Annotated in this window: 14 protein-coding genes; 10 read left to right on the top strand and 4 right to left on the bottom strand. The window is 30.0% G+C overall.

Features of this window, described 5'->3' with window-relative positions; translation table 11 throughout:
• The first annotated feature begins 5 nt into the window (after window positions 1-5).
• The 9 genes from psyc5s11_RS17540 to accC are packed head-to-tail and all read left to right on the top strand — an operon-like array spanning window position 6 to window position 8,307.
• Window positions 6-854: a D-amino acid aminotransferase gene (locus psyc5s11_RS17540; RefSeq protein WP_224033775.1), complete on the top strand. Its 849-nt coding sequence runs from the start codon at window positions 6-8 to the stop codon at window positions 852-854.
• Window positions 855-865: 11 nt separating this feature from the next.
• Entirely contained in the window at window positions 866-1,996 is a 1,131-nt protein-coding gene (locus psyc5s11_RS17535) for a DUF4392 domain-containing protein (RefSeq protein WP_224033774.1), read from the top strand.
• Entirely contained in the window at window positions 1,993-2,778 is a 786-nt protein-coding gene (locus tag psyc5s11_RS17530) for a putative hydro-lyase (RefSeq protein WP_224033773.1), read from the top strand. The genes psyc5s11_RS17535 and psyc5s11_RS17530 overlap by 4 nt, the downstream gene beginning before the upstream one ends.
• A 13-nt stretch (window positions 2,779-2,791) precedes the next feature.
• Window positions 2,792-3,562, top strand: a complete 771-nt coding sequence (locus tag psyc5s11_RS17525) for a 5-oxoprolinase subunit PxpA (protein WP_224033772.1) — start codon at window positions 2,792-2,794, stop codon at window positions 3,560-3,562.
• A 45-nt stretch (window positions 3,563-3,607) separates the two neighbouring features.
• Window positions 3,608-4,738 carry an alanine racemase gene (alr, locus tag psyc5s11_RS17520; protein WP_224033771.1) on the top strand — a complete coding sequence of 377 codons (1,131 nt, stop codon included), beginning with the start codon at window positions 3,608-3,610 and terminating at the stop codon, window positions 4,736-4,738.
• Between the two features lie 19 nt (window positions 4,739-4,757).
• Window positions 4,758-5,471 (top strand): 5-oxoprolinase subunit PxpB, encoded by a 714-nt coding sequence (gene pxpB / locus psyc5s11_RS17515; protein ID WP_224033770.1) that lies wholly within the window; start codon window positions 4,758-4,760, stop codon window positions 5,469-5,471.
• Complete coding sequence (locus psyc5s11_RS17510; protein WP_224033769.1) at window positions 5,468-6,469, top strand: 5-oxoprolinase subunit C family protein; 1,002 nt, start codon at window positions 5,468-5,470, stop codon at window positions 6,467-6,469. Before pxpB ends, psyc5s11_RS17510 begins: the two co-directional genes overlap by 4 nt.
• Window positions 6,470-6,488: 19 nt before the next feature.
• On the top strand, window positions 6,489-6,938 hold the full coding sequence (locus tag psyc5s11_RS17505) for an acetyl-CoA carboxylase biotin carboxyl carrier protein (protein WP_224033768.1): 450 nt from the start codon (window positions 6,489-6,491) through the stop codon (window positions 6,936-6,938).
• A gap of 22 nt (window positions 6,939-6,960) precedes the next feature.
• Window positions 6,961-8,307: an acetyl-CoA carboxylase biotin carboxylase subunit gene (accC, locus tag psyc5s11_RS17500; protein ID WP_224033767.1), complete on the top strand. Its 1,347-nt coding sequence runs from the start codon at window positions 6,961-6,963 to the stop codon at window positions 8,305-8,307.
• Between the two features lie 131 nt (window positions 8,308-8,438).
• Here accC and psyc5s11_RS17495 read toward each other — a convergent pair whose 3' ends face one another.
• Window positions 8,439-8,918 (bottom strand): DUF4883 family protein, encoded by a 480-nt coding sequence (locus psyc5s11_RS17495; protein ID WP_224033766.1) that lies wholly within the window; start codon window positions 8,916-8,918, stop codon window positions 8,439-8,441.
• Window positions 8,919-9,054: 136 nt separating this feature from the next.
• Between psyc5s11_RS17495 and psyc5s11_RS17490 the strand changes: the two genes are divergently transcribed.
• Window positions 9,055-10,080, top strand: coding sequence for a pyruvate kinase (locus psyc5s11_RS17490; protein ID WP_224033765.1), 1,026 nt, complete (start codon window positions 9,055-9,057; stop codon window positions 10,078-10,080).
• A 401-nt stretch (window positions 10,081-10,481) separates the two neighbouring features.
• Here psyc5s11_RS17490 and psyc5s11_RS17485 read toward each other — a convergent pair whose 3' ends face one another.
• Genes psyc5s11_RS17485 through psyc5s11_RS17475 form a run of 3 tightly spaced genes read right to left on the bottom strand, consistent with a single transcriptional unit; the run spans window position 10,482 to window position 12,571 of the window.
• Window positions 10,482-10,976 (bottom strand): hypothetical protein, encoded by a 495-nt coding sequence (locus psyc5s11_RS17485; protein WP_224033764.1) that lies wholly within the window; start codon window positions 10,974-10,976, stop codon window positions 10,482-10,484.
• 60 nt (window positions 10,977-11,036) lie between these two features.
• Window positions 11,037-11,666, bottom strand: a complete 630-nt coding sequence (locus tag psyc5s11_RS17480; protein WP_224033763.1) for a J domain-containing protein — start codon at window positions 11,664-11,666, stop codon at window positions 11,037-11,039.
• A complete protein-coding gene (locus tag psyc5s11_RS17475) occupies window positions 11,666-12,571 on the bottom strand; it encodes a DUF5685 family protein (RefSeq protein ID WP_224033762.1) in 906 nt (301 codons plus the stop codon). The genes psyc5s11_RS17480 and psyc5s11_RS17475 overlap by 1 nt, the downstream gene beginning before the upstream one ends.
• Window positions 12,572-12,668: the final 97 nt, after the last annotated feature.

The following is a 12,668-nucleotide window of genomic DNA, read 5'->3' as shown; positions in this document are numbered from 1 at the left end:
TAACAATGGAAAATTTAGGATATTATAATGGAGAGTATGATTTAATTGATAAGATGAAAGTACCCATGAATGATCGTGTGTGTTATTTTGGTGATGGAGTTTATGATGCTACTTATAGCAGGAATCATGTGATTTTTGCACTGGATGAGCATATTGATCGATTTTTTAATAGTGCTGGTTTATTAAAGATTAAGATTCCTTACACAAAGGATGAGCTTAAGGAAATTCTTAAGGAAATGGTTAATAAGGTTGATAGCGGGGAGCAATTTGTATATTGGCAAGTTACAAGAGGAACTGGAATGCGTAATCATGCTTTTCCAAGTGATGATGTTCCAGCAAATATCTGGATTATACTAAAGCCTTTAAACATTAAAGATATGTCAAAAAAACTGAAGTTAATTACTTTAGAGGATACTCGTTTTTTACACTGTAATATTAAAACATTAAATCTATTACCTAGCGTAATGGCTGCACAAAAAACTGAAGAGGCAGGATGTCAAGAAGCAGTATTTCATAGAGGGGATAGAGTAACAGAATGTGCACATAGCAATGTATCTATTATAAAAGATGGTATTTTAAAAACTGCACCAACAGATAATTTAATTCTACCTGGTATTGCAAGAGCTCATCTTATTACAAAGTGTAAGTTATTTGATATTCCTGTATCTGAAACAGCATTTACATTAAAGGAATTAGTAGATGCAGATGAGGTTATTGTAACTAGCTCAGGTCAATTTTGTATGACTGCTTGTGAAATAGATGGGCAACCTGTAGGTGGAAAAGCTCCAGAACTTGTAAAGAAATTGCAGGATGTTTTGTTAAATGAGTTTTTAGAAGAAACAAAAGTAGACTAGGAGGAAAGAATATGAAACAAGAACAGTTAACAATATTTAATATGGGAGAGAATTTAGATAATTTAATGAATTTAGATCCTAGAGGATATGGTGTATGTCGTATTTTATATTCTGCTGCAAGAGAATATACAGAGGAACCTTTAACTACAAATGCAGCTAAAAAATTGGTAGATACATTAAAAGAGGGAGATTTGGTTTATATAATGACTGGATTTGTGCTACTTCCATTTAAAAAAGCAGAAATGGATGGGATAGTAAGTTCGCTCCTCTTGGCAAGATCACTAGTTAAGGCCTTTAATGTAAAACCTGTAATCATATGCCCTGATGATAATATGGAAGCTGTAAAAAATTTAGCTTATGTAATTGGATTACATTTGTATGACAATATAGAAGAATTAAACGAATATCCTATATCAATGGCGGCTATAGCATTTACAAAGGACGTAAAAAAGTGTGCTAAGCAGGCAGATGAAATTATAGCTAAGGGATTACCTAGTGCGGTTATTAGCATAGAGTGTCCTGGAGCGAATTCAGTTGGGACTTATCATAATGCAGTAGGTTTAGATGTGACAGACTTAGAAGCAAAACAAGATATCTTATTTACTAAATTACAGGATAAAGGAGTTCTTAATATAGCAATAGGTGACCTTGGAAATGAAATGGGTATGGGAACTATTAAAAAGCAGTTAGAAGAATATATTCCATATGCAGCTAAAGGAAAATGTAATTGTGGATGCAATGGAGGAATTGCAGCATTTACAAAGGCAGATAATATTATAACTGCTACTGTTTCTGACTGGGGATGTTATGGATTAATTGCAGCAATTGCTTATTTAAAGAAAGACTTAGAAATATTGCATACAAAGGAAATGCAAGAAGAAGTTATGGTTGTGGCGTCTCGAAGTGGAATGATAGATATGTATGGTTGGTTAGTTCCTGCTATAGATGGTTTTGGCGTGTCTATGAATCGTTCAATAGTTAATCTAATGAGAGAATGTGTAGATTCTGCTATCAAATTAGAGAAAACAACTGCTAAGTGGTTTAAAGAGGTTATTGAATTAGGTTTTTATGAAAATATAATGCAAGAACAAGAGGCTAATGAAAATTTGATAAGGCTAAATGAAAGGAGTAATAGAGGGTGAATTATTCGAAAATGAAGCCTAAAGAGGTTCGTAGCTTAATACGTGAAGGGAAAATTACAGGGACAACCTCTGGAATGTGTGCTGGATATGCACAAGCTAATTTAGTTATTCTGCCAAAAGAGTTAGCTTACGATTTTTTATTATTTACTCAAAGGAATCCAAAGTCTTGCCCAGTACTCGAAGTTAGTGATGTTGGTAGTAGAAACCTTAGATATATTGCAGAGAATGCAGATATAGCTTGTGATATTCCTAAATATAGAGTTTATGAAGATGGAATACTAACTGGGGAATATACAAGTGTAGAGCATTTGTGGAGAGATGATTTTGTAAGCTTTTTAATAGGTTGTAGCTTTTCTTTTGAATCAGAGCTAATAGATGCTGGTGTACCAATAAGGCATATTGAAGAAAATTGTAATGTACCTATGTTTATAACTAATATAGAATGTGAACCTGCAGGTATATTTAATGGGAAAATGGTTGTTAGTATGAGACCTATTCCTTACGCGCAAATTATAAAATCAGTAATGGTAACAGGAACAATGCCAAAGGTTCATGGAACACCAATTCATATTGGAGATCCTTCTGTTATCGGAATTTCTAATATTAATAATCCTGATTTTGGCGATTGTGTTAAAATAAAAGAAGGGGAAGTACCAGTATTTTGGCCTTGTGGTGTAACACCACAGTCCGTAGTTATGAATGTAAAGCCTAAAATTGTTATTACACATTCTCCAGGGCATATGCTTATAACTGATACTAAAAATATAGATTTAAAATACTGAGAGGAGAAACTTTATGTATCAGGTAGATTTAAATTGTGATTTAGGAGAAAGTTTTGGAAGCTATAAGATTGGTTTAGATGAAGATGTGATTTCATATATTTCTTCTGCTAATATAGCATGTGGTTTTCATGGATCAGATCCACTTATCATGGCAAAAACCGTTGAATTAGCTAAGAAATCTAATGTATGCGTTGGTGCACATCCAGGATTACCTGATTTAGTTGGTTTTGGAAGAAGGAATATGGATATTTCTCCACAGGAAGCTAAAGCAATGGTGCAATATCAAATTGGTGCATTAGAATCATTTTGCAAAGCACAAGGAACTAAAATGTATCATGTAAAACCACACGGAGCTTTATATAATATGGCTGGAAAAGATTTAAACCTTGCACTTGCAATTTGTGAAGGAATCTATGAAGTGAATCCTGATTTGATTTTACTTGCACTATCTGGAAGCAAAATGATTGAAGCTGCAAAACATATTGGATTAAAGGTAGCAAGGGAAGCTTTTGCAGATCGTGCTTATGAAGAAGATGGTTCTTTAGTTTCAAGAACTAAAGAAGGCTCAATGATACTTGATGAAAATGAAGCCATTAAACGAGTTATTAGAATGATTAAAGAAAATAAGGTAAAAACAATTACAGGAATAGATATACCAATTAAAGTTGATTCAATATGTGTTCATGGTGATGGAATTAAGGCATTAGAATTTGTAAGAAAAATTAATTTCAGTTTTGAGGAAGAAAAAATAAAAATTGTTTCATTATCTAAAATTATTTTATAGATATATATTAATGTAATAAAAAATATTGTGGAAGAAGGATTTTCTGTGGAGAAATATCTTAGAACTTATGCAAAAATAGATTTGAATGCTGTATTGCATAATATAAATGAAATCAAGAAAAAGATAGGACAAAATGCAAAAATCATGGCAATAATTAAGGCAAACGGATATGGTCATGGTGCTACAGCTCTTGGAGATTTCCTTGAAAATGAAGTGGATTATTATGGAGTGGCTACTATAGAAGAGGCAATGGAACTTCGCGTAAATGGAATAAAATTGCCTATATTAATTCTTGGCTATACATCACCAAGTCAGTATATAGATATAGTTGAAAATGATATTACCCAAACTATTTATACTGTGGAAATGGCTGACGAAATCTCAAAAGTAGGGGCACTATGTAAGAAGAAAGCTAAAGTTCATATTGCTCTAGATACTGGTATGACTAGAATAGGATTTCAAGCAGATAAAGCTGGGATTTTAGAAGTTGAAGAAATTTTCACATTTTCACATTTGATAGTTGAAGGTCTATTTACTCATTTTGCATGTGCAGATGAAGCAGATAAAAGTTATAGTAAATTTCAAATAGATAGATATGATAATTTTGTGAGATTATTAGAAGAAAAGGGCATTCACATTCCTATTAAGCATATGTGTAATAGTGCAGGAATAATGGAGTTTGATCATCATCACTTTGATATGGTTAGAGCTGGAATAATTACTTATGGATTATATCCATCACAAGATGTTGATAAAAATGCTATTAAGCTAAAGCCTGCTTTAGAATGGAAAACACACGTAATTAATGTAAAGACTGTTGATGCAGGATATGGTGTAAGTTATGGAATAACTTATATTACAAAAAATAAAACAAAGATTGCAACTGTTTCTATTGGATATGCTGATGGGTATCTGAGGGCACTTTCATCAAAAGCAAGAGTATTGATTCACGGCAAATATGCACCAATTATAGGTAGGATTTGTATGGACCAAATGATGATTGATGTTACAAATATAGATAATGTAAAGATTGAAGATGAAGTAACCTTAGTAGGGAAAGATGGGAATAATATTATTTCAATTGAAGAGTTAGCAGATATAGCAGGAAGCTTTAATTATGAATTTGCCTGTGGTATAGGAAATAGGGTTACAAGAGTATATAAATATATAGGTTGAAAATCTTTGGAGGTAAAACATGAGGACAGAAAAGATTAAGATTGAAACTGAAATTTCTCAAATAAGTGAAACCTCAGCTTTGATTGAATTTGGATATGAAATTAAGGAAGATATAAATAAAAGAATAAGAACATTTTGTACATATCTAGATGAACATCCTTTTATAGGAATGATAGAATATGTACCTGCTTTTGCAAGTGTTTCTATTATTTACAATCCTTTAGATATAAAGTGTGAATGTCCATTTGATGTAGTAAAGTCTATTTTAGAGGATATACTATCTAAACTTGATTTTTCTTTGATGGATGAAGAACATATTATTGAAATTCCAGTATGCTATGGTGGAGAATTTGGACCAGATATTGAACATGTAGCTAAAATAAACAACCTTACTGTAGATGAGGTAATAAATATTCATTGTGAGGGAAAATATTTAGTTTATATGATTGGATTTGCACCGGGGTTTCCTTATTTAGGAGGAATGTCAGAAAAGATTGCAGCACCAAGACGTGAATCTCCAAGGACAGCAATACCTAAAGGTTCAGTTGGTATTGCCGGAATGCAAACTGGATTATATCCAATTGAAACTCCTGGTGGATGGCAACTTATAGGGAGAACTCCAATAAAGATGTTCGATTTAGATAATAAAAGCCTTTTAAAGTCAGGAGATATAGCTAAATTTTATTCTATTTCTTATGAGGAATACCTAGAGCTAAAGGAGGGAGACCAATGAACATATCTGTTTTAAATCCAGGGCTCCTTACAACTATTCAAGATTTGGGGAGAAGTGGATATCAAAAATATGGAGTTATAGTTAGTGGTGCTATGGATACATATGCTATGAGACTTTCAAATATCTTAGTTGGAAATGAAGAAAATGAAGGTGTTCTAGAAATAACATTGATTGGTCCTTCTTTAAAGCTTGAGGCGGGAACTTTATTTTCCATAACAGGTGCAGATATATCACCAACTATTAACGGAAAGAAAATTCCTAGAGGAAGACCAATTTACTTAAATAAGGATTGTATATTAAAGTTTGGCTATTGCAAAGCAGGATGCCTTTCTTACTTAGCTGTAGCTGGAGGTTTTGATGTAAAAAAGATTATGGAAAGTAAAAGTACATATTTAAGAGCACAATTTGGTGGTTTTAACGGAAGAAGTTTGAAAAAAGATGACATTCTTAGGATTGGTGTTAAAAGTTCTAAAGCCATTAAAATAATAAAAAAGCTAGAAGAAATAAAGGTTAAGGGTGATTTTATAGCTCCAAGCTGGTATATTAAGAATTTTATGATTCAAAATACTGAAAGTACAGTTATAAGAGTTTTTGAAGATAGACAATTTCATAAGATATCTGAAAAAAGCATAAATAAATTTTTCAACTCAAAATTTAATATAGATATTAAATCTGATAGAATGGGATATCGTTTAGCTGGAGAAAAAATCGAGCTTAAAGAAAAGTTAGAAATGATATCAGAAGAAGTGTCACTGGGTACTATTCAAATTCCTCCAGATGGGAATCCTATTATTCTTTTAGCAGATAGACAAACTACTGGTGGATATCCAAAGATAGCGCATGTAGCCTCTGTAGACATTCAAAAGATAGTTCAACTTAAACCTAATGATAAAATTGAATTTAAAAAAATAACCTTGAAGGAAGCTGAAAAATTATACTTTAAAAGAGAAATTTATATAGTAGACTTGAAAAAAGCTATAGAAATAATAACGATATAATAGCGTTAGGAGTAAGATTATGATTAAAATAGATGATATAGAAAAGATTATTGAAGTTGTTAATAAATATAATTTTTCTCGCTTTGAATTTGAACAAGATAAAAGTAAGATAATTATAGAAAAGAATGGAGCACCTAAAACAGAAAATAATGAACCTTTTAAGTTTGAAACTAAAAGTTTTGAGGCTAAAATTGAAAAAGTTCAAGATTTTAAAGAAGAAATTATTGAAAAAGAATATATAAAAGCTGCTTTTCCTGGAAACTTTTACTGCTCAAAGGAACAAGGCGAAAAAGCTTTTGTTAATCTTTATGATGAAGTTCAATGTGACAGTATAGTTGGACTAATTGAAGCAATGAAATTATTTAATGAAATTGAAGCTGGAGCTGACGGAACAATTATTGATGTATTAGTTAAAGATGGAGACTTTGTTGAATATGGTCAACCATTATTTGAAATTAAAAGTAAATAAATTAATTGGAAAGGAGAAAACTATGTTTAAGAAGATTCTCATAGCTAATAGAGGAGAAATTGCCGTTAGAATTATACGAGCTTCTAATGAAATGGGCATTTTAACAGTTGCGATTTATTCAGAAACAGATAAAGATGCAATGCATGTTAAATTAGCAGATGAAGCTTATTGCATTGGAAAAACATCTCCAAAAGACAGTTATATTAATGTAAAAAATATATTAAGTGTAGCTATACATACTAAAGCAGATGCCATTCATCCAGGTTATGGTTTTTTATCTGAAAATGCAGAGTTTGCAGAAATGTGCGAAAAGTTTGGAATTACTTTTATAGGTCCATCACATGAAATTATAAGCAAAATGGGTGATAAATCTAATGCAAGGGATACTATGAAAAAGGCAAATGTGCCTACTGTTCCAGGAACTGATGGTGAAATAGAAGATATAAATGAGGCAATAGAAATTGCAAATAAAATAGGATACCCTGTTATTGTTAAAGCATCTGCTGGTGGTGGCGGTAAAGGAATGAGAGTTGCGAGTTCTAAGGATGAATTAATAAGCTCTATTGAAACAGCTCAAAAGGAAGCTCAAAATTACTTTGGTAATTCTACTGTTTATTTAGAAAAATACTTAGAATATACAAGACATGTTGAAATTCAAATAATAGGAGATAACTATGGAAATGTAGTTCATCTAGGGGAAAGAGATTGTTCAATACAAAGACGTCATCAAAAACTTGTAGAGGAATCACCATCACCTGCACTAAATGAGGATTTACGTAATGCTATGGGGCAAGCTGCCATTAATGTAGCTAAATCAGTAAATTATAATAGTGTAGGAACGGTTGAATTTCTTTTAGATGCGGAAAATAATTTCTACTTTATGGAAATGAATACGAGGATACAAGTAGAACATGGAGTAACTGAAATGATAACTGGAATTGACCTTGTGAAGGAGCAAATATCAGTAGCAGCAGGGGAAAAATTATCATTTACTCAGGAAGACGTAAAAATAAATGGGTGTGCCTTAGAATGTAGAATAAATGCAGAAGACCCAGCTATGAATTTTATTCCATGCCCAGGAAAAATTGAAAATTACATAGTTCCTGGAGGAATTGGACTCAGAATAGATAGTGCAGTTTATCAGGGATATGTTATCTCACCATTTTATGATTCAATGGTATCAAAAGTAATTGCGTGGGGAAGAAATCGAGAGGAAGCCATTTCAAGAATGAAAAGAGCCTTAAATGAATTTGTTATTGAAGGAGTTAAAACAACAATTCCATTCCATAAAAAATTAATGGATAATGAAACTTTTATAACAGGAAACTTTAATACTAAATTTTTAGAAATAGAGAAAGATTTATTTTAGAAAAAAAGAAAAGAACACCAAATCTAGCTTAACGTTCATTTTCTAATAACTAATTAAAAATTAATATCCCCAAAACTAAAAATGTTCTAGGAAAAGCTTAGTATTATCAGTACTAAGCTTTTCGTATTTAATTATTTTGATAAGGGTTTATTAGCTATATGATTACAAAAATCTAAAAGATTATATTTCAAAGGCAAATCTTTTATTGATATAACATCTTCTTTATAATTCCCATCCCATGGAGAAATGGATACAATAGAATCATTAAAAACATTAATTAAGTATTTATCATCGTTAAAAACTACTTTTAACCTAAAGGGCTCTTCAATATCAATTTGATCTTCAGAATAATTATCATCAACTAGAGCAGAAATAAAGTTTTCAATTATATCATTTTCCTCAATTGGAACTTCTATTTCTTTATATAAATTAGTATCAAACACATATAGAGTGAAATTTTCATTATTTAAAATTCTATTTTCAAGCTCATCGGTATAATAATGATTACTTGGTTTGGTAGAAAGATTTATGTATTTAGGATCCTGAAAACTGCAACCATTTAAAATAAAAAGCAATAGAATGATTATAAAAATAAAATTTAACTTTTTCAAATAAAACATCTCCTTGTATAACATTTCTTAAATTAGGTATATTCAAAAAAGTAAATCAGTATGCTAAAAACATAGCAAGTGATAATTTAGAGAATTGTATAATATGATAGATAGTAAAGATAATTTGGAGGATAGTATGTATATAATAGCGACAGTAGGGCCAAATGTAAAAGATAGGACTGTGCTTAAGGGCATAATGGATAATGGTGTAAATGCATTAAGATTTAATTTTATACATGGAAGTGAAACGGAATTTCTAGAATTTTTAAAAATAGCAAAAGAAATAAATAAAGACGTAGAAATAATACTAGATCTTTCAGGAACTAAAGTCAGAGTGTCTAGTAACTTTGAATATATATATAAAGTTTATGATGATGAAGAAATTTATTTTTGTGGAGAAGACAAATATGATGAAATGAAAAATAATATAAGTAAAATTAAAGCTAAGATAATTCCATTGAATATAACAAATAAAATTTTAAATCAAAAAAAATATGAACAAATAGGTATAAAAGATAATACTATGCTTTTTAATGTTATAGATAGGAATAATGGACTTATTAGAGTTGTTGCAGTAAGGGGAGGAATCATTAGAAAGGGAAAAGGTTGTAATATAAAGGGTTTAGATAGAGAACTTATTTTATTAAGTCAAAAAGATAAGGATGCCATAATATGGGGCATAAAGAATAACGTAGATATAATATGTCAATCATTTGTTGAAGATAAGGAAGATATTAAAGAAATAAAATTATTTTTAAATGATAAAATTATAAATGAATATAAACCTAGAATTTGGGCGAAGATAGAAACTCTAAATGGTATAAATAATATAAAAAGTATTTTAAGTGAAGTGGATGGAATAGTTATAGGAAGGGGGGATTTAATTCCGGAAACATCTATAGAAGATACACCAATACATGAGGAAAAAATAATAAATGAAGTAAGCAAAGATAAAGACAAAGATATAATTATGGCAACTCATCTTTTTAATAGCATGAAAAATGGAAAAATGCCATCAATTTCAGAAGTTGAAAGTATATATAATTTTATAAAAGCAGGTGCTACAGGTTTCCTTTTAGCTGGAGAGACATCCATAGGAAAAGCACCTGTAAAAACAGTTGAATTTCTAAGTAAACTAATCTCAAAATATAAACCTAGTTGAAGCCTTATGCGTGGATCCGCCGAAATTGAATACATGTTTGTTCCTGCGGACTAAGAAAATTTCGCTGGAAGCCACTAAATGGCAGGTTGCACTCATTCCAGTTTGCTCCAAATATAAAAGCACTGTGTGAAAGTTCGAGGAGCCAAATATAAAATTTGGACTCTCACTTTTTGGACAAACTAAAATGGAACAACCTACCATTAAGGGGCTTCAACAGCTTATTTTCTAATGCCGCTTACACAAACATGTATCCAATTTCTATATTTGGTTATACAGTAAGTATAGTAAGTGTACAACTAAATACAAAATATAAGTGCAAATTTAAATGTAGGTATCAATAAAAACAGCATGAGTATTTGTGCAAGAAGCACTTTAAAATATCCATCATGTTTTTATATTTATTAAATATATTTATTAAATCTTTTAAGAAAGAATGAAATAGCTAAAGTTAATGCATAATCATAAACTAAAAATACTATTTGAGCACCTAACCATAAAATCCATAAAGGCAAATCGGGTGATATAACTACTAAAAGGTTTTTAGTAATAAAGTAAATTATGCCAAGTAGTATATTAAATGAAATGAGCTTTAAGAATATTTCTAAGGGTATGTTTTTAGCTTTTTCTATAAAGTACTTTATTATTCCATATACTCCAAAGAACAACGTGTAGTATAAAGCAATATTAGGTCGAACTAAAAAGAAACTAAGTACGCTTGAAGCAATATAAACTAATATTGTGTTTTTTATTGAAGTTCTTATAATAGATATTGGAATTAAACAAGAAGCAACTGTTAATATTGATAATGTATTTATTGGAATAACAGATGTAGCATAAAGTATTACAAGAGTTAACGCCACTAATAATCCGCTTTCAGCAATATATCTTGATTTCATAAAACCTTCACTCCTTTTAGCAAATTATAGGAAACTCGATTAGCTTTAATACTATTTTATTTAACAACAACCAATTAAATCGCCACCAGCACATTCACATAAAGAATCTAAACACCAAAGATTGACACAACAGCTTAACATATCATTATTATTTCTATTTGTTGTTCTATAATAAGGATTAGAATAGCCATTACCTCTTTGTTTTAAAGAATTTAAACCCTGTCTATATTCTAAATTATTTGGATCCATACTAACAGCTGTATTCATATGTTCAAGACCAGAATCAAACCAACCCTTGTTAACTAGTACTGCACCATATAAATAATGCCATTCTGCATTTCTATTGTTAATAGAATTTAATTTATTTTCAGCAAATGCATAATTCCCAGATTGGATTGATCTTCTTATTTCTTGGAATTCATAAGATCCACTTGAAGAATTATTATAATTAGAAGCATTACTTGAGTTACTAGAACTAGAACTGCTAGAATTATAGTTAGTATTCCCAGCATTCTTTGTTAAAGCATCATAAGCTTCATTAATTTCAATCATTTTTTCCTGTGCTAAATTTTGAAGAGGATTATCTATAAATTTATCGGGGTGGTATTGTTTAATAAGTTTTCTATAAGCACTTTTTATTTCAGCTTGGGTTGCACCAGGTTTTATGCCTAATACTTCATATGGATTCATTATAAATCGCTCCTTTTAGTTTCATTTGTACTTTCTGGATTTTTAGTTACAGTTATGTATTTATCCATTAAGCCGAGTTGAATTATGTTATATAGTATATCTTCATTTCTATTAAGTTGCAATTTTTCTAAGTTTTCCTTGCAGCTATATCCACAATTTAAAATAGTGAATTCTATTTTAGGTTTTATAAAATCAATAAATTTATCATATTCTAAGGAATTTTTATTATATAAAAAATTTATTGGATTAAACTTATCTTTTTCCATATCAGATTTTAAATCATCTAAGGCATCTATTAAATAAATCCATTTGCCTATAGAATACCCTAAAGTATACAAAGTATTTCTAAGCTCTAGGCAATCATCCTTAAGCTTATAAGGATAATCACGTAAGATTAGACCAACTAAATTACTAAATGGATCACATATTTCATCTATAGAAGTAAAAGATTTATTATCTTCTAATATAGAAAGATTTTTTAAACACTTTTTAATATCGTTATTAATTTTAATTATTGAAGCTCCAAATTTTCTTTTATAAGGCGATAAGACAACTGAAAAAAACTTACTTCTTAAATTTTTATCATCGTGTACATCATCTAATAATTTATAATAAAATAAGGAGATATTCATAGCAGCTGCATAAGACAAAGATTTATTATTAGCTACTACAATCTTTTTTTCAGTAGGGTGAAGTGCACATCTATGGGATGATACTTCTAATTCTTCTGGATTTAATGCATCTAATAATAATCCTAAAAAAGTCATATCATAATTTAGAGACATTCTAGGGATATTACCAAATTCTTTTTTTATGTGACAACATAATCCACAATAATAGCATTTAAATCTAGCAAAATCCTTTACTTTCATTTCTGCCTTCAGTGGAGTAACATATCCAAACAATAAAAACACTCCTTAATTTACGTGAAACTAATCTATGAAATAAAGTTAATTATAATTTCATTATACCGTAAATTTTAACATTCAAACAATAGGTTTA

This window comes from Clostridium gelidum (genome assembly GCF_019977655.1).
Classification (GTDB): Bacteria; Bacillota; Clostridia; order Clostridiales; family Clostridiaceae; genus Clostridium; species Clostridium gelidum.
Note: the sequence above shows the minus strand (reverse complement) of the source record. Positions and strands in the feature narration are given on the sequence as shown.

Bases quoted from the DNA above. Each gene is read 5' to 3' on its own strand.
- psyc5s11_RS17540 (WP_224033775.1), top strand. From the start codon at position 6: ATGGAAAATTTAGGATATTATAATGGAGAGTATGATTTAATTGATAAG.
- psyc5s11_RS17535 (WP_224033774.1), top strand. From the start codon at position 866: ATGAAACAAGAACAGTTAACAATATTTAATATGGGAGAGAATTTAGAT.
- psyc5s11_RS17525 (WP_224033772.1), top strand. From the start codon at position 2,792: ATGTATCAGGTAGATTTAAATTGTGATTTAGGAGAAAGTTTTGGAAGC.
- pxpB (WP_224033770.1), top strand. From the start codon at position 4,758: ATGAGGACAGAAAAGATTAAGATTGAAACTGAAATTTCTCAAATAAGT.
- psyc5s11_RS17510 (WP_224033769.1), top strand. From the start codon at position 5,468: ATGAACATATCTGTTTTAAATCCAGGGCTCCTTACAACTATTCAAGAT.
- psyc5s11_RS17505 (WP_224033768.1), top strand. From the start codon at position 6,489: ATGATTAAAATAGATGATATAGAAAAGATTATTGAAGTTGTTAATAAA.
- accC (WP_224033767.1), top strand. From the start codon at position 6,961: ATGTTTAAGAAGATTCTCATAGCTAATAGAGGAGAAATTGCCGTTAGA.
- psyc5s11_RS17490 (WP_224033765.1), top strand. From the start codon at position 9,055: ATGTATATAATAGCGACAGTAGGGCCAAATGTAAAAGATAGGACTGTG.
- psyc5s11_RS17485 (WP_224033764.1), bottom strand. From the start codon at position 10,976: ATGAAATCAAGATATATTGCTGAAAGCGGATTATTAGTGGCGTTAACT.
- psyc5s11_RS17480 (WP_224033763.1), bottom strand. From the start codon at position 11,666: ATGAATCCATATGAAGTATTAGGCATAAAACCTGGTGCAACCCAAGCT.